Origin of the sequence: Kribbella sp. NPDC006257, assembly GCF_040613535.1 — a bacterium.
Lineage (GTDB): Bacteria > Actinomycetota > Actinomycetes > Propionibacteriales > Kribbellaceae > Kribbella.
The window spans coordinates 59,992-85,581 of record NZ_JBEXSJ010000031.1 but is presented as its reverse complement, the minus strand read 5'-3'; the positions used below and the strand labels follow the sequence as shown (position 1 = coordinate 85,581).

20 protein-coding genes are annotated in these 25,590 nt (G+C 67.1%); 7 read left to right on the top strand and 13 right to left on the bottom strand.

Annotated elements, in window-relative coordinates; translation table 11 throughout:
- Nucleotides 1-51: 51 nt before the first annotated feature.
- From ABZ004_RS30450 to ABZ004_RS30440, 3 genes are read left to right on the top strand one after another with little or no spacing between them, the layout of a single operon-like run.
- Complete coding sequence (locus ABZ004_RS30450) at nucleotides 52-1,341, top strand: sugar ABC transporter substrate-binding protein (protein WP_355684522.1); 1,290 nt, start codon at nucleotides 52-54, stop codon at nucleotides 1,339-1,341.
- The gene (locus tag ABZ004_RS30445; protein WP_355684521.1) at nucleotides 1,341-2,312 is read left to right on the top strand and encodes a sugar ABC transporter permease; all 972 of its coding nucleotides are present in this window, start codon (nucleotides 1,341-1,343) and stop codon (nucleotides 2,310-2,312) included. The genes ABZ004_RS30450 and ABZ004_RS30445 overlap by 1 nt, the downstream gene beginning before the upstream one ends.
- The gene (locus ABZ004_RS30440) at nucleotides 2,305-3,144 is read left to right on the top strand and encodes a carbohydrate ABC transporter permease (RefSeq protein WP_355684520.1); all 840 of its coding nucleotides are present in this window, start codon (nucleotides 2,305-2,307) and stop codon (nucleotides 3,142-3,144) included. The genes ABZ004_RS30445 and ABZ004_RS30440 overlap by 8 nt, the downstream gene beginning before the upstream one ends.
- A gap of 54 nt (nucleotides 3,145-3,198) precedes the next feature.
- On the opposite strand, the gene ABZ004_RS30435 is transcribed toward ABZ004_RS30440, so the two are convergent.
- From ABZ004_RS30435 to thpR, 5 genes are read right to left on the bottom strand one after another with little or no spacing between them, the layout of a single operon-like run.
- A complete protein-coding gene (locus tag ABZ004_RS30435; protein WP_355684519.1) occupies nucleotides 3,199-3,921 on the bottom strand; it encodes a hypothetical protein in 723 nt (240 codons plus the stop codon).
- Between the two features lie 28 nt (nucleotides 3,922-3,949).
- Entirely contained in the window at nucleotides 3,950-5,218 is a 1,269-nt protein-coding gene (gene efeB, locus ABZ004_RS30430) for an iron uptake transporter deferrochelatase/peroxidase subunit (RefSeq protein ID WP_355684518.1), read from the bottom strand.
- Nucleotides 5,215-6,357, bottom strand: a complete 1,143-nt coding sequence (gene efeO, locus ABZ004_RS30425; RefSeq protein ID WP_355684517.1) for an iron uptake system protein EfeO — start codon at nucleotides 6,355-6,357, stop codon at nucleotides 5,215-5,217. Before efeO ends, efeB begins: the two co-directional genes overlap by 4 nt.
- A 45-nt stretch (nucleotides 6,358-6,402) precedes the next feature.
- Nucleotides 6,403-7,266: an iron uptake transporter permease EfeU gene (gene efeU, locus ABZ004_RS30420; protein WP_355684516.1), complete on the bottom strand. Its 864-nt coding sequence runs from the start codon at nucleotides 7,264-7,266 to the stop codon at nucleotides 6,403-6,405.
- Between the two features lie 24 nt (nucleotides 7,267-7,290).
- Nucleotides 7,291-7,854, bottom strand: coding sequence for an RNA 2',3'-cyclic phosphodiesterase (gene thpR / locus ABZ004_RS30415; protein ID WP_355684515.1), 564 nt, complete (start codon nucleotides 7,852-7,854; stop codon nucleotides 7,291-7,293).
- 228 nt (nucleotides 7,855-8,082) lie between these two features.
- Here thpR and ABZ004_RS30410 point away from each other — a divergent pair, with 228 nt between their 5' ends.
- Complete coding sequence (locus ABZ004_RS30410) at nucleotides 8,083-9,549, top strand: LLM class flavin-dependent oxidoreductase (protein WP_355684514.1); 1,467 nt, start codon at nucleotides 8,083-8,085, stop codon at nucleotides 9,547-9,549.
- Nucleotides 9,550-9,744: 195 nt separating this feature from the next.
- Here ABZ004_RS30410 and ABZ004_RS30405 read toward each other — a convergent pair whose 3' ends face one another.
- The 4 genes from ABZ004_RS30405 to ABZ004_RS30390 all read right to left on the bottom strand — a co-directional run bounded on the left by ABZ004_RS30405 (nucleotide 9,745) and on the right by ABZ004_RS30390 (nucleotide 14,821).
- Entirely contained in the window at nucleotides 9,745-11,139 is a 1,395-nt protein-coding gene (locus ABZ004_RS30405) for a mycothione reductase (RefSeq protein ID WP_355684513.1), read from the bottom strand.
- Nucleotides 11,140-11,204: 65 nt separating this feature from the next.
- The gene (locus ABZ004_RS30400; RefSeq protein ID WP_355684512.1) at nucleotides 11,205-12,980 is read right to left on the bottom strand and encodes an ATP-binding protein; all 1,776 of its coding nucleotides are present in this window, start codon (nucleotides 12,978-12,980) and stop codon (nucleotides 11,205-11,207) included.
- Between the two features lie 78 nt (nucleotides 12,981-13,058).
- A complete protein-coding gene (locus ABZ004_RS30395; RefSeq protein ID WP_355684511.1) occupies nucleotides 13,059-14,375 on the bottom strand; it encodes an MFS transporter in 1,317 nt (438 codons plus the stop codon).
- Nucleotides 14,372-14,821, bottom strand: a complete 450-nt coding sequence (locus tag ABZ004_RS30390; protein WP_355684510.1) for a MarR family transcriptional regulator — start codon at nucleotides 14,819-14,821, stop codon at nucleotides 14,372-14,374. The genes ABZ004_RS30395 and ABZ004_RS30390 overlap by 4 nt, the downstream gene beginning before the upstream one ends.
- Nucleotides 14,822-14,923: 102 nt before the next feature.
- Between ABZ004_RS30390 and ABZ004_RS30385 the strand changes: the two genes are divergently transcribed.
- Complete coding sequence (locus ABZ004_RS30385; RefSeq protein ID WP_355684509.1) at nucleotides 14,924-16,015, top strand: hypothetical protein; 1,092 nt, start codon at nucleotides 14,924-14,926, stop codon at nucleotides 16,013-16,015.
- Nucleotides 16,016-16,180: 165 nt separating this feature from the next.
- Here ABZ004_RS30385 and ABZ004_RS30380 read toward each other — a convergent pair whose 3' ends face one another.
- Both ABZ004_RS30380 and ABZ004_RS30375 read right to left on the bottom strand, forming a co-directional pair.
- Nucleotides 16,181-18,691 (bottom strand): AAA family ATPase, encoded by a 2,511-nt coding sequence (locus ABZ004_RS30380; RefSeq protein WP_355684508.1) that lies wholly within the window; start codon nucleotides 18,689-18,691, stop codon nucleotides 16,181-16,183.
- 224 nt (nucleotides 18,692-18,915) lie between these two features.
- Nucleotides 18,916-20,388: an NCS2 family permease gene (locus tag ABZ004_RS30375; protein ID WP_355684507.1), complete on the bottom strand. Its 1,473-nt coding sequence runs from the start codon at nucleotides 20,386-20,388 to the stop codon at nucleotides 18,916-18,918.
- 120 nt (nucleotides 20,389-20,508) lie between these two features.
- On the opposite strand from ABZ004_RS30375, the gene ABZ004_RS30370 reads away from it, so the two are divergent.
- On the top strand, nucleotides 20,509-20,826 hold the full coding sequence (locus ABZ004_RS30370; RefSeq protein ID WP_355684506.1) for a DUF2530 domain-containing protein: 318 nt from the start codon (nucleotides 20,509-20,511) through the stop codon (nucleotides 20,824-20,826).
- On the opposite strand, the gene ABZ004_RS30365 is transcribed toward ABZ004_RS30370, so the two are convergent.
- On the bottom strand, nucleotides 20,823-21,890 hold the full coding sequence (locus ABZ004_RS30365; protein ID WP_355684505.1) for a DUF3027 domain-containing protein: 1,068 nt from the start codon (nucleotides 21,888-21,890) through the stop codon (nucleotides 20,823-20,825). The two genes, ABZ004_RS30370 and ABZ004_RS30365, sit on opposite strands and share 4 nt — an antisense overlap.
- 180 nt (nucleotides 21,891-22,070) lie before the next feature.
- On the opposite strand from ABZ004_RS30365, the gene ABZ004_RS30360 reads away from it, so the two are divergent.
- A complete protein-coding gene (locus ABZ004_RS30360; protein WP_355684504.1) occupies nucleotides 22,071-23,921 on the top strand; it encodes an MFS transporter in 1,851 nt (616 codons plus the stop codon).
- On the opposite strand, the gene ABZ004_RS30355 is transcribed toward ABZ004_RS30360, so the two are convergent.
- On the bottom strand, nucleotides 23,922-25,538 hold the full coding sequence (locus tag ABZ004_RS30355) for an MFS transporter (RefSeq protein ID WP_355684503.1): 1,617 nt from the start codon (nucleotides 25,536-25,538) through the stop codon (nucleotides 23,922-23,924).
- Nucleotides 25,539-25,590: the final 52 nt, after the last annotated feature.

Genomic DNA, 25,590 nt, shown 5'->3' with positions numbered 1-25,590 from the left:
GGGACGAGGGAGTCCGACGTGAGACTGCGTTCGTTAGTAGCCGCGGTAGCGGTGTCCGCCTTGGGAATCAGCCTGGCCGCTTGCGGTGGGAACGACTCCGGCGACAACTCGAATGGCGGTGGTGGTGGAGATCAGACGCTGACCTACTGGGCCAGCAACCAGGGCACCAGCCTGGACAACGACAAGCAGGTGCTGACCCCGGTCCTGCAGAAGTTCACCCAGGAGACCGGCATCAAGGTGAACCTGGAGGTGATCGGCTGGAACGACCTGCAGACCAGGATCCAGACCGCGACCACCTCCGGTCAGGGCCCGGACGTGCTGAACATCGGCAACACCTGGGCCGCCTCGCTGCAGGCGACCGGAGCATTCCTGCCGTTCGACGACGACGCGATGAAGGCGATCGGAGGCAAGGACAAGTTCGTGCCGACGGCCCTGGCGACCGGCGGCAAGGAAGGCGAGCCGCCGACGTCCGTCCCGCTCTACGGTCTCGCGTACGGCCTGTACTACAACAAGGCGATGTTCGCCGCCGCCGGACTGCAGCCGCCGAAGACCTGGGAAGAGATGGTCACCGACGCGCAGAAGCTGACCATCCCCGCGAAGAAGCAGTGGGGCATGGCGCTGGCCGCCGGCAGCTACACAGAGAACGTGCACTTCGCGTTCATCAACGCCGCTCAGAACGGCGCCGACTGGTTCGACAAGGACGGCAAGCCCACCTTCGACGGTGACGGCAACGTCCAGGGTGTGCTGCGCTACCTCGACCTGATGCAGAAGGACAAGGTCGCGAACCCGTCGAACGCGCAGTACGACAACGGCACCAAGTCGGTGAACGACTTCGCGACCAAGAAGGTCGCGATGGTGATCAACCAGAACAACGCCGACTCCTCGATCGTCGCCAACGGCATGAAGGCCGGCGAGTACGGCGTGGTGCCGTTCCCCGCTCCGGCCAACGCGGCCGCTCCGGTCGCCAGCCACGTGGCCGGGATCAACCTGTCGATCTTCAAGAACACCAAGCACAAGGACGCGGCGCTGAAGTTCGTCAAGTACATGACGGACGCGACCACCCAGACGACGCTGGGCAAGCCGTTCTCCTCGCTGCCGGTGCTGAAGGACGCCAAGCCGGTGTTCACCACCGACGCAGCCGAGGCCGCGACGTTCCAGGACATCTACAACACCAAGTCGAAGCCGCTGCCGCTGGTGCCTGCCGAGGACCAGTTCGAGAGCACCGTCGGCAAGGCGATGAACGGCATGTTCGGCAAGATCGCCACCGGCGGGACGGTCACCGCCGACGATGTGAAGGCCGCACTCAAGACCGCAGGGGATCAGGTGGCGGCGGGTAGCTGATGTCGGTCGCCACAGCTGAGAAGACAACTCCTGCCGCCAAGGCAAGGAAGCCCGGGCCGGATCGCCGGCCCGGGCTGTCCCGGAAACTCCCCTACCTACTGCTCGCCCCCGCGGTTCTGCTCGAACTGCTGATCCACATCGTCCCGATGCTGGTCGGCATCTGGATGAGCTTCGTCAAGCTGACGAAGTTCTTCATCGCCAACTGGTCGGCCGCGCCGTGGGCCGGCCTGAAGAACTACAGCGTCGCGGTCGACGTCCACAACGCCGTCGGTGAAGGGCTGCTGAAGTCCTTCGGCGTCACCGTCGTCTTCTCGCTCGTCACCGTGGTGCTGTCGTGGTGTCTCGGGATGGCGGCGGCGGTCGCGCTGCAGCCACCGTTCAAGGGCCGGAGCGCGATCCGCACGTTGTTCCTGGTGCCGTACGCACTCCCCGCGTACGCCGGCATCCTGACCTGGAACTTCATGCTGCAGCGCGACACCGGCGCGGTGAACCACATCCTGGTCGACAACCTCGGCCTGGCGTCGGACCGGCCGTTCTGGCTGCTCGGCGGCAACGCCCTGACGTCGCTGATCGTGGTGGCGCTGTGGAAGCTCTGGCCGTTCGCGTTCCTGACCTTGATGGCCGGGCTGCAGAGCATTCCGCGGGACGTCTACGAGGCGGCCTCGGTGGATGGCGCCGGGTCGGTGCGGCAGTGGCGGAACATCACGCTGCCGTCGCTGCGGCCGGTCAACCTGGTGCTCGTGCTGGTGCTGTTCCTGTGGACGTTCAGCGACTTCAACACGCCGTACGTGCTGTTCGGTACGGCGCAGCCGCCGGCCGGGGACCTGATCACGTTCCACATCTACAACGCGTCGTTCCTGACCTGGAACTTCGGCTCGGGTGCGGCGATGTCCGTGCTGCTGCTGATCTTCCTGATGATCGTCACCGGCGCCTATCTGATCGTCACCGGACGGAGGTCACGCCGTGCGTGAGACCAGAGGATTCAAGGTCTACCGGGCCGTCGTACTGACCGTGCTCGGGCTGTTCGTGCTGCTGCCGCTCTACGTGATGGTGACGTCGTCGCTGAAGCCGCTGCGCGATGTGCAGGGCGCGTTCACCTGGTGGCCGTCCAACCTGACCATCGCGCCGTTCGTGGACATGTGGAAGACGGTGCCGCTGGCCCGGTACTTCGTGAACAGCACGATCGTGTCGGTGGCGGCCACGGTCTGCTCGGTGGCGATCGCGATCCTGGCCGCGTTCGCCGTGTCGCGGTTCCGCTTCCGGGGCCGGACGGTGTTCACGACCACGGTGCTGTCGACACAGATGTTCCCCGGCGTGCTGTTCCTGTTGCCGTTGTTCCTGATCTTCGTGAACATCAACAACTCGCTCGGGGTGCAGCTGGTGGGGACCCGGCTCGGGCTGATCATCACGTACCTGACGTTCAGCCTGCCGTTCTCGATCTGGATGCTCGCCGGGTACTTCGACAGCATCCCGCGCGAGCTGGACGAGGCGGCGCTGGTCGACGGTTGTGGGCCGATGGGGGCACTTGCCCGCGTAGTACTGCCTGCTGCCAGGCCGGGAGTGATCGCAGTGGCGATCTACTCGTTCATGACGGCCTGGGGAGAAGTGCTGTTCGCTTCAGTGATGACAACGGAGTCGAACCGGACACTGTCGGTCGGTCTGCGGCAGTACTCGACGCAGACCAACATCTACTGGAACCAGATCATGGCCGCGGCGCTTGTGGTCAGCATCCCGGTAGTGATCGGCTTCCTGCTCGCCCAGCGACACTTCGTCGCCGGCGTCACCGCAGGTGCCGTGAAGTAGCAACTAGGTGTCAGGGCATCCAGGATGCCCTGACACCTAGTACGTCGACGGGCCTCAGCGGGGGAAGGCTGTTGCGCTGTCGACTGTGAAGCTGACGGTCCAGGTGCTGACTAGTTGCCCGGCCGTGGTCGCGCTCACCCTGGTCGGTGGGTCGCACAGGACCTTGTAGCCACCGATCGTGATCGGGCCGTTCGGGCACTTGTCGAGGTTGCCGGTCAGCCAGTTGCGGACCGCTCCCTGCGTCTTGGTCTCCCCCGGCAACAGGTTCGAGAGCAGGCCCGGGGCAGCCTGCTTCAACTGGCCGATCACCCGCTCGCGGCCGGCGTCGTTGTTCCCGGCCGCTTTGCTGAAGACGGTCACGCTGAGGGTGGCCAACTGGTCCAGATCCGCGGCGGCCGCGGTCTGGAGCGACACCTCCGAGCTGTCGGTCCGGCAGGCGAGGTCGCCGCCGTCCTTCTCGCATTTCGCGCCCTGGACCTTCAGCGCGTCGGCCACGCTGGTGACGGTCGCTCGCGGGAAGCAGTACAGCCCCGCGGCGGCCGGCTCGCAGGGCACCGGTCCCCCACGGCCCGCCGCCGTACCGGTACTGCTCGGCCGCGGTGTCGGCCGCTCGGAACCGGCGAAGCTGGACGCCTCGTCGCGGTCCGACTCGAACCGCAGGATCACGAACAGCAACACCACCGCGACCACGACACCGGCGAAGACGCTCAGATACAGCCCGGTACGCGTCGGCCCGACCGGCCCGGTCCGGCCGTACTCACCTCGGTTTTCCCCCATCGGCCGCACCCTACGGCCTCCGGCCGCCTCAGGTGAAGAGTTTCTCGCCCCAGTACGAGCCCGGGGTGACGCCGCCGGGGCAGGCGAAGATGCCGGAGCCGACGTGCCGGATGTACTCGTTCATGGTGTCGGAGCGGGCCAGCTGGTTCTGGATCGGGATGAACTGCTTGCGCGGATCCCGCTGGTAGGCCAGGAAGAACAGCCCCGCGTCGAGCCGGCCGAGGCCGTCCGACCCGTCCACGAAGTTGTAGCCGCGCCGCAGCAGCTCGGCACCGTTGTTGAACTGCGGATGCGCCAGCCGGACGTGCGAGTCCTTGGGCACCTTGAGCGAGCCGTCCGAGGCCTTCGCGGCGAAGTCGATCGCGTCGAACTCGTCGGCCTTGCCCAGCGGTGCGCCGGTGCCCTTGCCACGGCCGATGATCGATTCCTGCTCGCCCAGCGACGTCCGGTCCCAGATCTCGATCGTCATCCGGATCCGCCGCGACACCAGGTACGAGCCGCCGACCATCCAGTCCGGACCGTCCTCGGGCTGCACCCACAGCTGCTGCTCGAGCTTGTCGGTGTCTTCCAGCTTCAGGTTGTTCGTGCCGTCCTTGAACCCGAACAGGTTCCGCGGCGTGCTCTGTGCCCTGGACGTGGAGGAGGTCCGGCCGAACCCGAGCTGCGAGTAGCGCACCGCGACGGTGCCGAACCCGATCCGGGCCAGGTTGCGGATCGCGTGCACCGCGACCTGCGGATCATCCGAACAAGCCTGTACGGCGATGTCGCCGCCGCTGCGATTCGGGTCCAGGTTGTCCCCGATGAAATGCGGCAGGTCCACCAACGCGGCCGGCCGCTTCGCCTTGATCCCGAACCGGTCGTTGCCCGCGGCGTCGACGAAGAAACTCGGGCCGAAGCCGATCGTGATGGTGAGCCGGGCCGGCGGCAGGCCGACCGCTTCCCCGGTGTCCTCGGGCGGCGCCTCACCAGGACCGTTCACCGCGCCGTACTGGCCGATGTCGCGACCGGCCGTCATCAGCGCCGCGGCAGCCGTCCACTCCTTCAGCAACGCGATCACCGCCTCCCGCTTGGTCGCGGTGACGTCGAACGTCGCGAAATGCAGCCGGTCCTGGGCCGGGGTGACGATCCCGGCCTGGTGCGGCCCGTGGAACTCCACCGGACCGGTGTTGTCTGCCGCCTGCGACTCCTCGGTCGAGACGGCCGAGTGCACGGCGTACCCGGCCACGCCGGTCGCTACCGCCGCACTCGCGGCTCCGAGCAGGCCGCGGCGCGAGATGCCCTTCCGTTCGGTCGTCATTTCTTCGCGATCACTCCGGCGACCTTGCTGACCGGCTCGGCCAGCGCGTCGACGACGGTTCCGAGCTGCTTCTTCTCGGCCTCGCTCGCGGTGTAGGGCTTGAAGCCGGCGTCGGTGCGGTACTTGTCGAGCGCCGCGAAGACGGCCTTGAAATTCGTGTCCAGCGTGGTGACGAGCGTGGCGTCCCGCTTCTGCAGGGCCGGACGGAGCGCCTGGATCGCGGCCTGCGAGCCCTCGACGTTGGCCTGGAAGTCCCACAGGTCGGTGTGCGAGTAGCGGTCCTCTTCACCGGTGACCTTGCCGGTGGCGACCTCGTCCAGCAGTTCTTTGGCGCCGTTGGCCAGCTGCAGCGGGGTGAGCTTGACGACCTTGGCCTTCGCGACCACGGTCTTCACGTCGACGAGCAGCTGGTCGGCGTACTTCTCCATGCCCTTGGTCGTGTTGGAGACCCAGAGCGCCTGCTCGATCCGGTGATACCCGGTCCACTCGGTGCCCGGCTCGACGTCGTTCACGCGCGCGTCGATCTTCGGGTCCAGGTCGCCGAACGACTCCGCCACCGGCTCGATCCGCTCCCAGTAGGTGCGGGAGACCGGGAACAGCGCCTTCGCCTTGGCGACGTCGCCGGCCTTGACCGCGGCGACGAACTCGGTGGTCTTCTGCTCCAGCGCGATCGCGTTCGAGTTCACGTACCGCGAGTAGCTGTCCACGGCCTGCTTCAGCGCGGTGTCCTCGTCGACCTGCGCGGCGGCGTCACCGGTGACGGTCAGGTCGCCACGGATGCCGTCGCCGACCATGCCCGGCTTGCAGACCGCCTGGTACTTGCCGGTCGGCAGCTCGACGATCAGGTCCCGCTTGAGGCCCGGGCCGATGTTCTCCACCTCGCCCATCACCCGGTCACCTTCGGCGTACACGTAGAACTCGGTGACCTTGTTGCCGCCGTTGGAGACCGAGAAGGTGCTGGTCCCCGACTTCACGTCGGTCCGGCTCAGCGCGCACTCCGAGTCGGTCGCCTTGACCGCCACCGGACCGGTGGTGTCGCCGGGCTTGGCGGCCGGAGTCTCCTTCGCGCAGCCGGTCACTGCTGCGAGCAGCAGTACTGCGCAGGCTCCGGTGGCCCGGCGGGCCGTGATGGTGAACATTTGGAGGTCTCCTGGACGGGGGTGAGGGGTGGAACAGGGGGCAGTTCAGGCCGCTTTGGCTGCCTGGACGGAAACGGCAGGCGGCGTACTGCGCTTGACCGGGCGCAGGTAGAGCACCAGCACGGGGACGAGATAGGCCAGCCAGGCGAGCGCTTCGATCACGGTCGGGGCCGGGTTGAAGTTGAAGATGCCCTTGAGGACAACGCCGTACCAGCTGTCCGGGGGGATCACGTGCGAGATGTCGAAGGCCAGATGCCCCAGGCCGGGCAGGATGCCGGCCTCCTGCAGGTCGTGGAAGCCGTAGGCGAAGATGCCGGCCGCGACCAGGATCAGGATTGCGCCGGTGTAGTTGAAGAAGGTGCCGAGGTTGATCTTCACGGCGCCCTTGTAGATGCCGAAGCCGAGGCCGACCGCCACCGCGAGGCCGAGCAGCACGCCGATGAACGGCGTCGCCGTGGTCGCGGTCGCGGCCGAGGCGTAGACGATGAAGGCCGTCTCGATGCCCTCCCGGAAGACCGCCAGGAAGGCCAGTACGACGACCGCCCGCGACCCCACTTCGAGCGCGGCGCCCATCCGGTCGCGGAGCTCCTTCGCGATCGTCCGGGACGCCTTGCGCATCCAGAAGATCATCCAGGTGACGAAGCCGACCGCGACGATCGACATCACCCCGCCGATCGTCTCCTGAGTGGTGAACGATTTCGCCGTCAGCGCGGTGATGAACTGCAGCAGCGCCCAGCCGAGCGCCGCGACGCCGATCGCCGAACCGACGCCGATCCAGAGCAGTCTGAGCCGATCACGATGCCCCGACTTCACCAGGAAGGTGGCCAGGATGCTGACCACCAACGAGGCTTCAAGGCCTTCGCGGAGGCCGATCAGGAAGTTGGCGAGCATGGCGGAACTCCAGGGCATTAGGTACGGCTAACCTTCCGAAGGCTAGCCTAAGAACGCCCATTCGCCCACTGTGTCGTACGCCGCACCACGGCTGGGGCCCTCACCGAGCCGCGATGAGATCAATTGCACATGGTCAGCGGTCCAGACCGGTCCCTCGTAGCCGTCGAAGATCCGCACCCAGCGCGCCACGTCCATCGGCTGCCGCATCCTGGCCAGCGTCAGATGCGGGGTGAACTTCCGCCCGTCCACGGTCACCCCCGCCTTGTTCGCCGCCGCCCGCGTCGTCATCGCCAGATGCGGCAACGCGTCCGCCTCGTCCCGTACGCCGGTCCACAACACCCGCGCGTCCGCCACGCTCGGGAACGCCCCGCTCCCCCTCAGCTGAAGATCGAACGGCTTCTGCCGCTTCGCCGCCGTCTCCAGCCGCTCCGCCAACTCGTCCGTCTTGTACTCCGGCACCTCCCCCAGAAACGCCAGGGTGATGTGCCAGTTCTCATCCGCCGCCCACCGAACATCCTCATCCGGAAACGCCCGCCGAGGCTCCACAAACTCACTCAAATGCTCAACAACCTCAACACCCGGCACCAACCCCACAAACAATCGCATCCACCAACCCTATTCCCCGCCGCCAACCACATTCCCCCACCTCCCCACCCCAATCATCGGTCCCTTGATACCCGGCGTGTCTGCGTTCATCGGTCCGAAGTTGCCGTCGTACTCGCCGCCTGACCGCGACTCCTCGGGACCGATGAACGGCGACACGCCGGGTATCAAGGGACCGATGATTGGGGTGGTTGGCAGGCGGCGAAGGAGGGGGAAGGGGGAGACTGAGGCATGGAGGAGCGGAATTTGCCGGCACCGTGTGTGGTGGTGTTGGTGGGGGCGGGGGCGGCGGGGAAGTCGACTTGGGCTGCGGAGAGGTTTGCTGCCGAGTTGGTGGTGTCCAGTGATCGGTTGCGGGCGTTGGTGGGGGCTGGGGAGGACGATCTGGCGGCCAGTGCGGATGCGTTCGCGTTGCTGGACGAGGTGGTCAGGCAGCGGATCGGGCGGCGGTTGACGACCGTGATCGACACATTGGGGCTGGACAAGGCTCGGCGGGTCAAGTGGCTGGAACTGGCTCGGGCCCAAGGGATTCCTTGTGTTGCGGTTGCGTTCGATACTCCGGCGGCGGAGTGCCGGCGGCGTAATCGTGAACGGAGCAAGCGGATTCCGGCCGATGTGCTGACTAGTCAGTTGAAGAGCTGGACGGCGGCGAAGAAGGAGCTGCCGGAGGAAGGTTTCGACGAGGTACTCATGCCGCGCGCGATCCGCGTAGTACCGGAGGCGTTTGTGGGGGCTGCTGAGGCGGTGCGGCGGCAGGAGGAAGCGCCGACGCGGTTGCGGTTCGGGTTGCAGTTGAGCAGCTACACGCACAAGGGCGGCCGGAAGACCACTGGTGAATGGATCAAGGAGATCGGGACCAAAGCCGAGGCGGCCGGGTTCGATGCGATTTATGTGATGGACCATTTCCGGCAGATTCCGCAGGTCGGGCGGGCTTGGGAAGACTTCCTGGAGAGCTGGACCACGCTGGCCTACCTCGCCGCCGCGACCGAGCGGGTGCAACTCGGCACGCTCGTCACGGGGATCACCTATCGCAACGTCGCGCATCTCGGGAAGATCGTTGCGACGCTCGACGTACTGAGTGGTGGTCGTGCTGTCTGCGGTCTCGGGCTCGCGTGGTTCGAAGCCGAGCACAAGGCTTATGGGTGGGACTTTCCATCAGTTGGTGAGCGCTACAAGCTCCTGGAAGACGCGTTGCAGTTGCTCCCCGTTTTATGGGGACCAGGCAACAAACCCTGGCAGGGCAAGGTTCTCGACGTACCGGAGACTGCTTGTTATCCACGCCCGCTCCAGGATCCCCTACCGATCCTGGTCGGTGGCAGCGGCAACCGCACACTCAGGCTCGCCGCCCGGTACGCCGACGCGGTGAACGTCTTCGGCGACGCGACCAAGGTGCGCGAGCGAGCGGCGTACCTCAAATCTCAAACGGACAGAGACATCCGCATCACACAGCTGTCGACCACCCTGGTCGGCAAGAACCACCAGCAGCTCACCAAGCAGATCGAGCAATACAGGCCGCGCAACCAGGACCCCGCGCGCTACGCCGCCACCGTCAACGCGGGCACGATCGACGATCAGATCGGCCGCTTCCGCGAGCTCGCCGAGGCCGGCGCGAGCGAAGTGATGCTCAGCCTGCTCGACCTCGACGACGACCTCAGTCCGCTCGACACCATGGCCGAGGTGATCGCCGCCTTCCGATAACGCCGGGGAGCGGGGGACACCCGGGATGGTCGGTAGACGTCCCCAAAGCACGCGAATAGTCGCAGCCGGATCCGGCAAGGTGTCCGAGGTACCCGGATGGTTTTCGGCGTCCTCCCCAAACCCGCCCGGAGGGCCGTCTGCGTTTCGGGACCGATGAGCACCGACACGCCGGGTATCAAGGGACCGACGATGGGGCTAGGTGAGTTTCAGGGTGAGCAGGGCGTTCTCGATTAGTTCGGGCATTGCGGGGTGGATCCAGTACTGGCCGCGGGCCATCGTGTGGGCGTCCAGGCCGAAGCTCATCGCCTGGATGACCGGCTGGATCACCGTCGGCGCCTGCGGGCCGATCACGTGACAGCCGAGGATCAGACCGGTGTCGGGATCGGCCAGGATCTTCGCGAAGCCGGTGGTGTCCTCCATCGCCCAGCCGTACGCGATATCGGCGTACGCCTCGCGACCCACGACGTACGGGACGCCCTGCTCGATCGCCTGTTCCTCGGTGAGCCCGACCGACGCCACCTGCGGCGATCCGAACACGGCGTGCGGCACGAACCGATGGTCGGCCTCGATCCGGTCCTCCGGATGCAGCAGGTTGTGCTGCACGACGCGCGCCTCGTGATTGGCGACATGCTTCAGCTGGTACGGCGAACAGAGGTCGCCCAGCGCGTAGATCCCCTCGGCCGCCGTCTGCTGGAACTCGTCGACGATCACCCGGCCGTCGGACTCCAGCTCGACCCCGGTGACCTCGACGTCGAGGAGATCCGAGTTCGGCTGCCGGCCGACGGCGACCAGCAGCTCGTCGACGACCACTTCCTCCGCACCGTCCGGGCAGAGCGTCTTGACGACGATCCCCTCGTCACTGCGACGAACGTGGATCGTCTCGTGCAGCGTCTTGACCGCGTAGCGCTCCTTGGCGATCTCGGTGTAGCGGGCGGCGATCTCGTGGTCCTCCCGCCGCAGCATCAGATCGGAGCGGGCGAGCAGCGTCACCTCCACGCCGAGCGACGAGAAGATGTGCGCGAACTCGGCCGCCACGAAACCGGCGCCGATGATGCCCAGCCGGCGCGGCAGTTCGTCGAGCCGCATGATCGTGTCCGAGGTGTGGAAGCCGGTCTCTTCCAGCCCTGGGATGAACGGCACGATCGGCCGGCTGCCCGCGGCCAGCACGAACCGGTCCGCCGTCAGCACCTCGGTCGCGCCGCCGTCATTGGCGGTCACGGTCAGCTCACCCTTGGCGGTGAACCGGCCGGTGCCGTGGTACAGCGTGACGTTCACGTTGTTCGGGTGGTGTTCGCGGTACTCCGCGCCGCTGGCCGAGATCGGGTCGATCCGGCCGAAGATCCGGTCCCGGATGTCCGGCCAGCGCACTCCGTCCAGCGTCTCGTCGACGCCGAGCCGGGAGCTGTGCGAAGGAGTCGCGGCCAGGTCGGCGGTGTGCACGAACATCTTGGTCGGGATACAGCCCACGTTCAGGCAGGTCCCGCCGAAGATGCCGCGCTCGACGATCGCCACGGTCCAGTCCGCGAACTGCTTCGTCACGATCGTATTGCCGGAGCCGGTCCCGACGACCACCAAGTCGTAATGAGTCACGCCCCATTGTGCGCATGTCCCACCAGCAGAACCCACCACCGGCCATGATCTGGGCCCTTACCGCCTCAGCGTCCGGCTCGGCGGTACGCACGTTTCCGGTCGGTCGTCTGCGCAGTAGCGACAAGCCGCCCCGCTTCGACGAGCTGCGCCAGATACCGCCGCACCATGGCACGACCAAGTCCGGTCGCCTCTGCGACCTGATGAGCGGTCAGCGTCTGGCCATCGGCGAACAGCTGCTGAATCTCTGCGCTCCGGCTCGGCCGGCCGGCCCGGCTCTGGCCCGGTGCGGGAGCAGGGACATCGTCCAGCAGATCATCGAAGAGCGACCGATCACCTTCGGTGAGGTTCTGGCGCAGCGCATACCTTGCGTATTTCCGGCCGCCGGTGGAAAACACCAGGCCGCGGTCGACCAGGTCGCGCAACGCCGTCGTCGCTTCATGTCTCTCCAGTCCTAACCGCCGAAGTGTGGCGTTCGTGACCTCATGCCCCTGGCGCATCAGGGCCAGCGCGACCCGCTGTTCATGTCCGAGCCCCGGCGCCCGCAGTCCGCTGAGCCAGTTCACCGTCTCCTCGTCCAGAACGGTTGCCCGCGGCAACGTCAGTTCGAAGGACGACAGAGTCGGCCGGAATTCCGGCGGATCCATTCCAGCCCTGCGCAACTGAGCGATCATCGTCGGGATGCCACTACCGCGGTTCTCACAGACAACCCGATCGGTACCCGGTACGACGACATCCTGCAGGAGACGCGAGAGCCTGCTGTTCCGATTCGACGTCATCCCATCCAGGCCGAGTTCCTCCTCGGTGACGGTGCCGAACAGTCCGCCTGGGTTGCGGATGACCAAGCGATCGGCGTACATCTCGATCTGAACCTGTGTGGCCCGCCCGACGGGGCTGTAGTCACGGTGCATCAAGGCGTTCACTATCGCCTCCCGGAGCGCCTCCGTGGGATACTCCGGCACGTCCAGGCGGCCGACGCCGTCCACAACCGACCGGTGAGCCATGTTGGATCGAAGAGCGGACAACGCCTCCTCGACCATCGACGGGATGGAACCTTCGATGGTGCGGTTGTCGATGAACCGGCGACCGCCGTCGTCAACCTGGTCCATTCTCGTACCCGGGACCACGACAACGCTGATCGCCAATTGGGCGAAGAACTGCTGCGGGTAGGACCCCAGCGCGAGCAGACCGGCCAAGGTTGGACGTGGTGAACCTTCGTCATCAAGCCTCACCACGTGGAGGCGAAGCAGCGCATCCGCGTCCGGGACGGCAGCGAACACCCGTGGTTGATTGCGCCGGACACGACTCAGCAGCAGAGTCACTGCGTCGCGATCCAGATCACCGAGGGTCGCGTCCGCCACGATCTCGTCGTCCTCGAGTGGCTGACCGCGATTGGCGAACAGTTGCTGGATCTCGTACTGCGTCAGCCGGCGGTCCCCATCACCGCCACGCAGGTAAGACCCGGTCGCCAGACCGCGAGTTGTCACGTAACAAGGCTTCAGTCGTCCATCCATCTCAGGGACGTCCGCCACCACGACATAGGCACCCTGAACCCGCATGATCTCGATGTCAGCGCGAACCGGTGGCGTCAGTTCGTCACTGCAGCAGGAAGCGAGGTCGTCGCGAATTTTGGCGGCATCGAAATCGGCCACCGGACCGAACCCGTCCTCTTCGGCCAGTCCGAGGATGAGCAGTCCGCCATGGCCGTTGCTGAATGCACTGAGCGTCTCTCGCACACTCCGAGGAAGCCCGCGCTGACTTGCTTTGACCTCGACGGAGGCGAAGTCGCTACCGATCTCCCGAAGCTCCTCCACCAGGGATTCGAGATCTTCAGCATCCAACATCCGCGCACCCCGATACATAGAGTCTACTTACTATTTGTAGAGTCTACATACCGAAGGTGGGCCGAGGGTCATCCTCGCTTACGCGACCTGGGCCTTCTTGGCCGGGGCGTCGGTGAGGGTCGCCTTCTCGCCGAGGAGGTCGGTGGTGGGGGTGAGGATCTCCAGCCGGGGGCGGGGCAGCAGGTGGGGGCGGATCGCGAGGCCGCGGCGGCGGGAGAAGTAGAGCACCGAGGCTGTCGTCCCGAGGATGGTCAGGCTGCCGCCGACGATCAGCGAGAACCGGGCGCCGAACTCCTGGCCGACCCAGCCGATGAACGGCGAGCCGATCGGCGTACCGCCCATCAGGACCGTCATGTAGAGGGCCATCACCCGGCCGCGCATGGTCGGCTCGATCCCCAGCTGCATCGTGGCGTTCGCCGCGGTCAGCATCGTCAGTGCGGTGAACCCGACCAGCGGGAGCACCACGGCGAAGGACAGGTACGTCGGCATCAAACCGCTGACGATCACCATGCCGCCGAAGGCGAGGGCGGCCCCGATCACCAGTCGGGCCCGGGTGCGGACCCGGCGGGCCGCCAGCAGGGCGCCGGCCAGCGAGCCGATCGCCAGGATCGAGCCGAGGATGCCGTACTCCCCCGCGCCCTTGTGGAACGCCTGGGTCGCCATCAGCGCGGACGTCATCTGGAAGTTCAGCCCGAAGGTGCCGGCGAAGAACACCGCGACGAGCACCATCATCAGGTCGGGGCGGCGCCACAGGTACCGCATCCCGTCCCGGATCATGCCCTTCTCGCGGGCCGCCACCTTGGGCGTGTGCAACTCATTGGTGCGCATCAGGTGCAGCGACAGGATCACCGCGGCGTAGCTGAAGCCGTTGATGATGATGACCGGTCCGGTCCCGATCCAGTGGATCAGCAGGCCGGCCAGGCCGGGGCCGATCAGCCGGGCGGCGTTGAAGGAGGCCGAGTTCAGGCCGACGGCGTTGGACAGCTCGTCCTTGCCGACCATCTCGACCACGAACGCCTGCCGGGTCGGGGCGTCGAACGCGGTGCCGATGCCGAACAGGAAGGCCAGCGCGTAGACGTGCCAGGTCTGGACGATGCCGGTGACGGTCATCGTGCCCAGGATCAGCGCGATCGTGCCCATCGCGACCTGGGTGATGGTCAGCACCTTGCGCTTGGGGAAGCGGTCGGCGATCAGACCGGCGTACGGCGAGATCAACAGGGCAGGGAGGAACTGGAGACCGGTGACGATCCCCAGCGCGGTGCCGGAATGGGTCAGCTCGAGGACCAGCCAGTCCTGGGCGACCCGCTGCATCCAGGTGCCGACGTTCGACACGATCGCACCGGAGGCGTAGAGCCGGAAGTTGCGAACTTTGAAGGCGCGGAAGGTCGGGCTCATCTGGCCGCCAGCCGCTCGAGAACAGGTGCTGCCTTGCGCAGGATGTCGCGCTCCTCAGGGGTCAGTTTCTTCAGCTTGGTCTGCAGCCACTCGTCGCGGCGCCGCCGGTTGGCCTGCAACAGGGCGTGTGCGCTCGCGGTCAGCTCGACCACGATCTGGCGCTTGTCGGTGTCGTGCGGGCGGCGGACGACCAGGCCCGCCTCCTCCATGTTCGACACGATCCGCGTCATCGACGGCGGCTTGACCTGCTCGTGGGCGGCCAGCTCGCCGATCGTCATCGCGTCGTGCTTGCCGAGCGCACCCAGCACGCCGAGCTGGTTGGCGGTCAGGTCCGCGCCGTCCACCCGCTGCCGCCGCAGCTGGCGCGACAACCGGAGCGTCGACGACCTGAGCGCGGTGGCCAGGCCGACGTCGCTCTTCACCTGCTGGGCAACTACCTCGGGCATATCGTTAGCATAACTCATTACCTTTGCTAACAAAAAATATTTACCACTCATTCCACCAAGTGGTACGCCGCTCACCGGGGTGGGGCGCTAAGGTTCTGCGGCATGGGGACACCTGCGGAGTTGGCGCGGTACGAGCAGCGGTTCCGGCGGGCGGGGTTGCCGTTGTTCATCGAGGACTTCTCGCCGACGCACGACATCTTCACCCGCGCCACCCCGCTGCTCGGGTTGGTGTTCCTCGCCGAGATGCTCGGCGCGACCTCCTTCAAGTGGCCGTTCTGGGTGAACCTGCTCGCGGTTCTCGGGGGCCTGGCCGTCCTGATCGCCGGCTTCGCGCTCCTCAACAAGCTCCGCGGCCGCCCGTTCTGGTCGCTGCCGACCCGCTTCGGCATCCCCGAGCTCGCCACCTTCGTCCTGCTTCCCGCACTGCTGCCGGTGCTCTCGGAGTTCCAGTTCCGCCAGTTCCTCGGCGTTGCCGCGGGCAACTTGTTGCTGATCGGCCTGGTGTACGCCGTGGTCGGCTACGGCCTGATCGGTACGACGATCGGCGGTCTGCTGCGGCTCGGCACCGAGCTGGCCGGCTCGGTCGCCAGCCTGGTCCGGGCTCTGCCGCTCCTGCTCGTGTTCTCCCTGGTGCTGTTCATGACGGCCGACATGTGGCAGGTCTTCGCCGGTATGCCGGCCGCCTTCATCGGCTTCGTCGCGATCGCCTTCGCGCTGATCAGCAACCTGTTCCTGATCCTCCGGCTGCCGCAGGAACTCGACCGGATCGAGCGGGACGCCAAATCCGAACCGCCACTGCGAAAGATCCAGCGGCTGAACCTCAGCATCAGCCTGATGATCCGGCAGTGGATGCAGGTCCTGGTGGTGAGCAGCGGCGTCGGCCTGTTCTTCGTCGCCTTCGGTCTGCTCGCGATCAGCCGGCATGTCTACGAGCTGTGGGGAATCAGCCCCGGCAGCTGGTCGCACCAGTTCGTCCTGCTGGACCACCCGCTGCTGCTCAGCGCGACCCTGGTGAAGGTTGCCTCCGGCATCGCCGTCTTCACCGGCCTCTACTACTCGATCTCGCTGATGACGGACGCCACCTATCGCGCCGAATTCCTGGACGCCATCAGCGCGGAACTCCGGGAGTTGTTCACCGACCGGATCCGGTACCTCGCACTCCGCGCCGAGGTACTCGAGGAGACCCGCAACTGAAGTAGGTAGGCCTGCCGCGAAAGATGAGCGCTCCGCCTGGAACCTGCTGGTCTCCCAGCAGCCCACCGCCGTCGTCCACGTGGCGTCGGTCGAGGACGTCCAGTCGACGAACCGGATCGCCCGCCAGGCCGGCGTCAAGGTCACCGGAAATCACCCGCTGCAGGCTTAGGCGGAGCGGACCCGGTGGAGGTCGAGGGAGCGAGCCATCGCCGCGGCCTCCTGCCGGGTCCGGGCGTTCAGCCGGGCCAGGATGGCGGACACGTGGCGGTCGACCGTGCGGACGGAGAGCACCAGTTCGGCGGCGATCTGCGGGTTCGTCATGCCGTCCGCGAGCAGCACCAGTACGTCGAGTTGCCGCTCGGTCAGGCCGGCCGGGTTCTGCCTGGTCCGGGCCTGCACGCCACGCGGGATCCTCACCACCCCCAGCTCCTTCAACCGCCGTCGCGCCAGCGCCATCGCCGGCCCGGCGCCCAGCCGATCCAGGATCTGCAGCCCCTGCAGGATCGACTCGGTCTCCCCCGACTCGACCAGCCGCAGGGCCTCTTCATATGGGTCACCCGATCGGCCCCAGCCACGCGGCAACTTCTCGAGCAGCTCAGTCATCGCCGGTACGCCGGCCAGCCGGGCGAGCTCCTGCTTGATCGACAGCACCAGGTCCGGCCGATCGTTCAGCCACGCGTACTCCGAGTAGGCAGCCGAGGCGTACGCAAGACCGGTCAGCGACCGTTGCTCCAGCGCCCGTTCCCAGGTCTGTACGACGAGGTCGCGCGCCTCCGGGTCGCCGCGCCGGGCCAATAGCCTGCCGAGGGCGGCCCGGCTCATCACCGACAGCATGCCCTCGTCGTCGACGGAGTCGAGCAACCGGCGCAACCGCTGCTCGGCGGCCTGCCATTCGCCGCGTCGCAGGTCCAGCAAGGCCTCGTGGACCTCGAGGTTGTAGGCGTGCGAACCGAACCCGTGCTCGCGCACGAACTCGAGCCCGCGGTGCAGACAGTCCTCCAGCTCCACCCACTCGCGCCGGCGGTAGAGCATCTCGGCCAGGTTGGTGTAGCCGCGGGCAACGGCCTCGTAGTCGCCGGTCGTCAAGCCCAGCGTGATGCTGGTCCGCAGCGAAGGCAGTCCGGTCGGCGAACCCAGGTCGCACCAGGCCAGCCCCAGGTAGTTGTGGCAGAGCGCGTCGATGTCCGTGCGGCCGGCCTCGACCGCCAGCTCGTGGGCCTCCTCCAGCAGCGGTACGGCGTCCTTCGGCGAACCGGTGAGGACCAGCAACATCCCGCGGCTCGCCTTCGCGGCCGACTGGACCGACGTCGATCCGGTGCCGTCGGCAACCTCGATCGCCCGGTCCACAGTCTTGATCGAGCAGTCGGTCTCGCCTGCCATGTAGAGGCAGCGGGCCTGCCGGATCAGCGACTCGGCCAGCTCGACCGATTCGCCGAGCTGCTCGAACAGTTCCACCGCCCGGCAGCCGGCCTCGACGGCCTCGGCGAACTTGTGGGCGATGTGGAGCTCCCAGGCATGCGCGTCGATCAGGGCGGCTCTCGCGGGTAAGGCCAGCCGTTCGGCGTACGGGAGGACTGCTTCGAGGTGGGCGAGGGCCTGGCGATGCGATCCGGCCCGGCTCGCCTCTTGGGCCGCTCGCGGCGCGTGTTCCAGGAGCAGCTCGATGTCGCCGGCTTCGAGAGCGTGATGGACCAGCTGGAACCTGTGCTGGTCGCCGCAGCGGAGCATCAGCTGCAGGATGTGGGCGTTCAGCAACCGGCGATGCACCGGCGGCAAGGTCTGCTCGATCGCCCGCCGGGTCAGTTCGTGGCGGAAGGCAACGACATCGCCGTGGGTCTCCACGACGCCCGCCTGCTCGGCCTGGGTCAGCCCGTTCAGCCGGTACTTGATCACTTCGGCGATGTACTGCACCGGAATCGGCGCCGGGACGACCGACAGCTGCTCGACCACAGCCAGGCTCTCCGGGTCGAGCCGCCGGAACCTGGCCAGGACCGCGTCGACCACGGTCGCGGGGATCGTGTCGGCCGGCGCCGCGAGCACTTCGGTCAGGTAGAACGGGTTCCCGCCGGTCAGCTCATAGAGTTCGGCCGCGTCGCGTCCGGTGCCGTTGGCGATCGCCCGAACCGCCTCCAGCGACAGCGGCGGCAGCGCGATCCGGTGCAGCCGGACGTCGGTGAGCGCTCCGAGCCAGGTCCGCAACGGGTGCCGAGGATCGAGCGAGTCCTCGCGATAGGTCAGGACGACGACGGCCGCGGTCAGCCGGTCGAGCCGGCGGACGAGGTACCTCAGGAGATCGAGAGTCGCGTCGTCGGCCCAGTGCAGGTCCTCGACGATCAGCACGGTCGGCCGGGTGAACTCGGCCAGGATCGCGTCGAACGCGGACTTTGGATCGTCGGCAGCCAGCGCCCGCTCGAGCGGACCCGCAGTACGGCGGAACGCGTCGCGCAGGGGCTGCAGGGGCGGCGGTGCGAGGAAGTCGTCGCAGGAACCGGCCAGCACCCGTACGCCGGGGTCGATCGCGCCGGTCAGTTCGCGGATCAGACTGGTCTTGCCGACGCCCGCCTCGCCGGTCAGCAGAACGGTCGAACTCTGCCCGCCCCGCGCCGCCTCGACGATGTCCAGCAACTCCTGGACCTGGGCATCACGCTCTACCAACTCAACCGCAGACTGCCTCACTCCGAACCCCCGGGTATCGGCGGGCGACCCGTCCCCCGAGTCGTACCTCGTCGCCGACCCTACCCAGCCCTTTCTTCGAGACCAAGAAAAAGGCAGCTGATTTAGCAGACAACTAACACACAGTAATCGGTTTCCCGGAACCGGTCCGCCCTACGGTCCCGCCGAGCGGAACTTTCGGGCCGATTCCGGGACAAACCAGGAGAACATTTCACTTATTGTCACCGTCAGGTGAGCCAGTCACCCAGCGGGCCGATCGCGAAGTAGACGACGAACAGGGCCGAGACGACCCACATCAGCGGGTGGATCTGGCGGGCCTTGCCGCGGACCACCTTGAGCAGCGTGTAGGAGACGAAGCCGGCCCCGATCCCGGCCGAGATCGAGTACGTGAACGGCATCAGGATGATGGTCAGGAAGGCCGGGATCGCCACCTCGAGATCGTCGAAGTCGATCCCCTTCACCTGCGTCATCATCAGGAAGCCGACCAGCACCAGGGCCGGCGTGGCGGCCTCGTACGGCACCAGCGTGACCAGTGGCGCGACCACCATCGAGATCAGGAAGCAGACCCCGGTCACCACGCTCGCCAGCCCGGTCCGGGCTCCTTCGCCGACGCCCGACGCGGATTCGATGTACGACGTGTTGCTCGACACCGACGCCGCTCCGCCGGCCGCGGCCGCGATGCTGTCGACGATCAGGATGCGCTGCGAGTTCGGCGGCGTACCGTCCTTGTCGAGCAGTCCGGCCTCGGCGCCGATCGCGGTCATCGTGCCCATGGTGTCGAAGAAGTCCGCCAGCATCAGCGTGAAGATCAGCAGCAGGGCCGTGACCACGCCGACCTTGTCGAACGAGCCGAACAGGTTGAACTCGCCGATCGTGTCCAGGTTGGGCTTGGTGAACCAGTCGTCCGGCAGCTTGGGAACGCTCAGCCCCCAGCCGCCGGGGTTGTCGGCGGTCCGGCCGCCGACCTTGAAGATCGCCTCGACGACGATCGCCAGCACGGTCGCGGCCAGGATGCCGATCAGGATCGCGCCCTTGATCTTGCGCGCGTACAGACCGATGACGAGGACCAGGCCGACCACGAAGACCAGCACCGGCCAGCCTCGAAGGTTGCCGCCGACACCTAGTTCGACGGGCGGACCGCCGGCCGCGGCAGGACGGCGTACGAATCCTGCGTCGACAACGCCGATGAACGCGATGAACAGGCCGATGCCGACGCTGATCGCGACCTTCAGCTGCAACGGGACCGCTTCGAAGACAGCCTTCCGGAAACCGGTCAGCACCAGGATCAAGATGATGATGCCCTCGATCACGATCAGGCCCATCGCGTCGGCCCAGGTCATCTTGGTCGCGATACTGAAGGCGACGAACGCGTTCAGGCCGAGGCCGGTCGCCAGCGCCAGTGGGAAGTTCGCGACCACCCCCATCAGGATGGTGACGATGCCCGCGACCAATGCGGTGGCGACGGCAACCTTCGCGATCGCGGCGACCGGGTCGGTACCGCCCCCGACGTACTGGCCGGTGCCGTCCTTGACGGTGCCGATGATGAGCGGGTTCAGCACGACGATGTAGGCCATCGTGAAGAACGTGACCAGTCCACCGCGGACCTCGCGGCCGAGCGTCGAACCGCGCTCGCTGATCTTGAAGAAGGTGTCGAGCGGACCTGCCCCGGGACGGGCAGTGGCTGCCTTTGACGAACTCATGCCCGAATGGTGCCAGTACAGACGACCGGTAGCGAGCAACTTGACGAAAAGGTTGTAGGACTAAGCCCTCCTCCCCTCCGCTTTCCTTCCTTCCCTTTGAACAGGACTAAGGTGGAGCTTGTGGCAGAGGAGAATGAGGGATCGGTTCCCAAGAAGAGAACTGACCCGACCAGTCAGCTGGCCCGGGGCGAGCTGATGCATGCCGATGTGAAGCCGCTGGACCTGTCGGGGATCCCGACCGTGATCTTCGGGATCGTCGCCTGGGCGGTCGCCTTCGTGGTGGTGCTGATCTTCCGCTCCGAGCTGAAGAAGGACGGCGACGAATGGTGGTTGTGGGTCACCGTCGCCGGCTTCGGGCTCGGCTGGATCGGGCTGGCCTACTGCCGTCGCCGCTGGGCCGCCATCCAGGCCGGCCATCGCTCAGAGCAAGAGGACTAGTAGTTCGCGGAAGCTTCCGCAGCGATCTCCGCGGCCGTCGGCATGGGGAACTCGTCGTCCTCCACCACGGTCTCGTCCTCCACCGCAGTCTCCTGGACCTCCGCCGTTTCCTGGACCTCCGCGGGTGCCTGGACCTCCGCGGGTGCCTGGACCTCCGCGGGTGCCTGGACCTCCGCGGTGGGCGCCTCGGCCGCGGTCGCCTGGACCTCGTCGTCCGAGTCGGGCTCGGCTGCTGCTTCGACCTCAGCCTGAACGGCGTCAGCCTCTTCAAGCTCTTCCCGTACGGCGTCCGCCACCGTCTCCATCGCAAGCTCGTCATAGCCGGTCGTGTCGAACGCGTGCTCCGTCGACGGGTGATCCGGCGCCTCGATGACGACGTCCGAATGCGCGCCACAGCCGTAGTCGTAGGAGACGATCCGGCCTTCGCCAGGAGCCATCTCGTTGGTGCAACCGCCGAACGCTTGACCGAGGCTGTCGTTCAGCCGGATCCAGTAGCCACAGGAGTGGCACTTGTACGGCACCGCCTGCGCGATCGGTGACGCCGGACCGAAGTCTCCGGCGTACCAGCGGTCCGCGGCTTCGTCCCGGCCCTCCTGCGACAGCACGCGCTCGCGACCCAGACCGAGCTCCTCGACAACAGCCAGTACGTCGTCCGGTGCGCCGGTGTCGGTGAAGCCGGGCTCGAGCCGCGGGTCGTCGGGCAGCGTCGGGAACAGGTCGCCGGGGCGAAGGTCACCCGGCTGGACACGCTCCGACCACGGCACCCACTCCGGCGCGACGATCGCCTCGTCGCCCGGCAGCATCACGACCTCGTTGACGGTGACCGTCTTCGCACGGGACGCGCGGGTCAGTGTCACCGCCCAGCGCCAGCCCCGGTAGCCCGGGTGGGTGGAGGCGAAGTAGTGCGTGACGAGGCGCTCACCCTCGACCAGATGACCGAGGTGCTCCCCGACCTGGGCGGCGCCCGCTTCGACGATCGCCGCCTCGCGGGCAGGTTCGACGGCCGCGACGCAGATGGCGTCGGGCTTGGCACGGACCGCTTCCGGAGTCTTGACGGGAGTCACAATCGGTCATTCTCGCACGCCGCCGGACCTCCTCCGAACCCTCGTCCCCAGGCAGGCTCTCGCCCTCCACCCGGTGGTTGTCCACACACTTCCGCGCCGCACCTGCGCTGTGTCCCCAGCACAAGGCAGGATGGTTCCATGGAAAGCCCAGACACCCGCCCACCGAGCAACGCTGGTGGAGTGCGTCCTCCGGGGGGTGAGGGGGAGAAGAAGAGTGCGGGTGAGCGGTTGGATGGGGCGGGGAAGAAGATCGGGTCTGCTGGGAAGAAGATCGGGCATGCCTCGAAGGTTGGGGCTGTGGGGTTTGCGGCGGTTTCCAAGAAGACTGCTGGGTTCACCGGGCGGGTAGGGAAGGCGACCGGGCGGAGGATCCGGGGGCTGACGGGGGCTCAGGGCGCTAGTGAGTCGGGGCTGTCTCGGCTGATTGAGCTCGGGGCGATCAACGCGGCGGGCGATACAGCTTTTGCGGTGTCGCTGGCGGGAACGGTGTTCTTCGCCGTACCGAGTTCGCAGGCTCGCGACCGGGTTGCTCTATTCCTTCTCCTGACGATGGCGCCGTTCGCGTTGATGGCGCCGCTGATCGGCCCGGTGCTCGACCGGTTCCGGCACGGCCGGCGCTGGGCGATCGGCGCCACCCTCGGCTTGCGCGCCTTCCTCGTCTGGGGCCTGGCCGGCTCGATCTCCGGCAGCTCTGCCTGGCTCTACCCGGCAGCACTCGGCTGCCTTGTCGCGTCGAAGGCCTACGGCGTCACCCGAGCATCCGCCGTACCGCGCCTGCTCCCCAAGGACGTCACGCTGGTAACGGCCAACTCGCGCATCTCGCTTGCAGGTCTCGCCGGCGCCACCGTCGGCGCCGGGATCGCAGGCGCGTTCGCCGCGATCGGACCGCAGTGGTCACTGCGCTGGGCAGCGTTCGTCTACATCGTCGGCCTCATCCTCGCGATCCGGCTGCCGAGCCGGGTGGACTCGCCCGCCGGCGAGGAGATGACCGGCACCGAGGGTCGCGACGCACGCCGCAAGGCGATCACCGCGGCAGTCGCGCGCGGTATCCGTTGCAACCTCGGGCTACGGTTCGTCTCCGGCTTCCTGACCATGTACCTCGCGTTCCTGCTCCGCGATCGTCCGATCGACGGGGTCAAGGGCGCGGTCGCCGCCGGTGCGGTGATCGCGGCCGCCGGGATCGGCAACAGCCTCGGCACCCTGGTCGGATCGTTGCTCAAGGCCCGTAAACCGGAGGCCGTCGTCCTGGTCGTGCTTTTCGCCGACGCGATCGTGGCGATCTGTGTCGCGGTGTTCTACGGCCTGCCGCTGCTGATCGCGCTCGGCCTGGTCGCCGGCTTGTGCAGTTCGCTCGGCAAGTTGTCGCTTGACGCGATGATCCAGCGTGATGTTCCCGAATCAGTCCGTACGTCGGTCTTCGCACGTTCCGAAACCGTTCTGCAACTCGCCTGGGTGATCGGCGGCGGCTGCGGCATCCTGCTGCCGCTCATCCCCCGCCTCGGATTCGGCTTCCTCGCTGCCGTCCTAGCGATCGTCGTTTTCCTGGTCATCCGCCACAAGCCAACCCCCGTCCCACCCGGTCGCCCCTCCCATCCCCCGGCTCCCCGAGACCCCGCTCCCCACCACGACACCCGCCCGGTCCCCCACTCCCCCGCACCGGCCGACTCCACCGGAACCACCCGAACCATCCTCACCACCGACCCCGAATCCATCGCCGAACGCCGCACCCGGGCCCCCCGAGCCAACAACCCCCGCTACTCAGAACCCACCGTCGAACTCCACCTCGACCCCAACCAAACCCCCACCCAGAACCTCCGCCCCACTCACCCCTCAGCCGAAGAACCCGACCGAAGCAGTCAGCCTAAAAAGCCGGCTGTCGGGCGGTGGTGGAGTGGGCAGGCGGAGGATGACGAGACGGTGGTGGAGGAGCAGCCGTGGGCGGTCGAGCCGACGCTGGAACGGAAGGCGGGGCCCTTCCGGCGTCGCCGGTCGGGCCCCGAAGCCGGCTCAGGCCGCCGGCCACCTCGCTGATCAGCTGACTGCGGCCATCGGCTCGTTGCCCTGAGCAACTGCCGGCTCTGCGCTCTCGCCGGGGAGCTCCGCGCTGTCCTGGGTCACCGTCGACCCTTCGGTGGGCTCTGAGGTGGGGTGGGTGGCGCCTCGGAGGAGGACGGTGACGGCTGCGGCGGTGGCTAGTAGGAGGATGGCGCCTACGGTGGCGACTACGTTCATGCTGTGGCTGAAGGAGTCGCGGGCTGCGTCCAGGACGACCGTGCCGAGTTGGGTGGGGAGGTGGGCGGCGATTCCGCTGGCGGCCGGGAGACCCTCGCGGATGCCGGAGGTGACTTCCGCGGGGAGGCCGGTCGGGAGGTGCAGGTCGCTGCGGTAGGCCGCCGTACCGATGCTGCCAAGGATTGCGATACCGAGCGCTCCACCGAACTCGCTGCAGGTTTCCATGATCGCCGACGCCGAACCGGCTCGCTCCGGCGCCACCGCGCCGACGATCGCCTCGGTCACCAGCGACATCACCATCACCAGACCGGCCGCGAGCAGACCGGCGCCGACCAGCAGCACCACCAGCGACGAATCGACGTGCATCTGAGTCAGTACGCCGAACCCGCCGGCCGCAACAACGAACCCGATCCCCAGCACGTAGGCCCGGTCGATCTTCTGAGCCAGCACGGTACCGACCGGAGCAGCAGCACCAACTGCAACCGAGGGAACCAGCGACCACAGCGCAGCCTTGAGCGGGCTCATCCCGAGCACCAGCTGCAGGTACTGGGTCATGAAGACCGCGTTGCCAACCAGCGCCAGCGTGCCGATCGTGTTCGCAGCGAGCGCTCCACTGAACGCCCGGTTCCGGAACATCCCCAGCTCGATCATCGGGTGCTCAGCAGTCCGCTGCCGCTGGATGAAACCGACGCCGACGAGCAGACCGACCACGATGCTCACGATCGGCAGCGTCTCGACGCCGTTCGCGGCGAGCTCCTTGATCCCCCAGATCACCGGCAGCACGGACGCCAGCGAGAGCACCGAGCTGAACAGGTCGAACCGTCCCTTGACCGACGCCTTGAACTCGGGCAGCAGCACCGGAGCCAGGACGAGCAGCAGGATCATCGCCGGGGTGTTGATCAGGAAGACCGAGCCCCACCAGAAGTGCTCGAGCAGGAACCCACCGAGCACCGGCCCGAGCGAGATGCCGCCCATCATCACCGCGCTCCAGAACGCGATCGCCTTACTCCGCTGCGCCGGGTCGTGGAACATGTTCCGGATCAGCGCCAGCGTCGACGGCATCAAGGTCGCGCCGCCGATACCCAGTACGGCGCGAGCGGCGATCAACTGCTCAGGACTCTGCGAGTACGCCGCCGCGACCGAGGCGAGGCCGAACGCGATCGCGCCGAAGATCAGCAGCTTGCGCCGGCCGATCCGGTCGCCGAGCGAGCCCATCGTGATCAGCAGACCGGCCAGCACGAACCCGTAGATGTCGAAGATCCACAGCTGCTGAGTGGCCGACACACCGAGGTCCGAGGAGATGAACGGGACCGCGAAGTACAGCACCGACACGTCCATCGAGACCAGCAGCAACGGCAGTGCGAGTACGCCGAGCGCGATCCATTCCTTCCGCCCTGCCCGCTCCGTTGTGCTCATGAGAACCCCTCCAGCTATCTGTGTATGACGCACACTGTGTGCGCCATACGCA

Coding starts and splice junctions, on each gene's coding strand:
- ABZ004_RS30445 (WP_355684521.1), top strand. CDS start 1,341: ATGTCGGTCGCCACAGCTGAGAAGACAACTCCTGCCGCCAAGGCAAGG.
- ABZ004_RS30435 (WP_355684519.1), bottom strand. CDS start 3,921: ATGGGGGAAAACCGAGGTGAGTACGGCCGGACCGGGCCGGTCGGGCCG.
- efeB (WP_355684518.1), bottom strand. CDS start 5,218: ATGACGACCGAACGGAAGGGCATCTCGCGCCGCGGCCTGCTCGGAGCC.
- efeO (WP_355684517.1), bottom strand. CDS start 6,357: ATGTTCACCATCACGGCCCGCCGGGCCACCGGAGCCTGCGCAGTACTG.
- efeU (WP_355684516.1), bottom strand. CDS start 7,266: ATGCCCTGGAGTTCCGCCATGCTCGCCAACTTCCTGATCGGCCTCCGC.
- thpR (WP_355684515.1), bottom strand. CDS start 7,854: ATGCGATTGTTTGTGGGGTTGGTGCCGGGTGTTGAGGTTGTTGAGCAT.
- ABZ004_RS30410 (WP_355684514.1), top strand. CDS start 8,083: ATGGAGGAGCGGAATTTGCCGGCACCGTGTGTGGTGGTGTTGGTGGGG.
- ABZ004_RS30400 (WP_355684512.1), bottom strand. CDS start 12,980: ATGTTGGATGCTGAAGATCTCGAATCCCTGGTGGAGGAGCTTCGGGAG.
- ABZ004_RS30395 (WP_355684511.1), bottom strand. CDS start 14,375: ATGAGCCCGACCTTCCGCGCCTTCAAAGTTCGCAACTTCCGGCTCTAC.
- ABZ004_RS30390 (WP_355684510.1), bottom strand. CDS start 14,821: ATGCCCGAGGTAGTTGCCCAGCAGGTGAAGAGCGACGTCGGCCTGGCC.
- ABZ004_RS30385 (WP_355684509.1), top strand. CDS start 14,924: ATGGGGACACCTGCGGAGTTGGCGCGGTACGAGCAGCGGTTCCGGCGG.
- ABZ004_RS30375 (WP_355684507.1), bottom strand. CDS start 20,388: ATGAGTTCGTCAAAGGCAGCCACTGCCCGTCCCGGGGCAGGTCCGCTC.
- ABZ004_RS30355 (WP_355684503.1), bottom strand. CDS start 25,538: ATGAGCACAACGGAGCGGGCAGGGCGGAAGGAATGGATCGCGCTCGGC.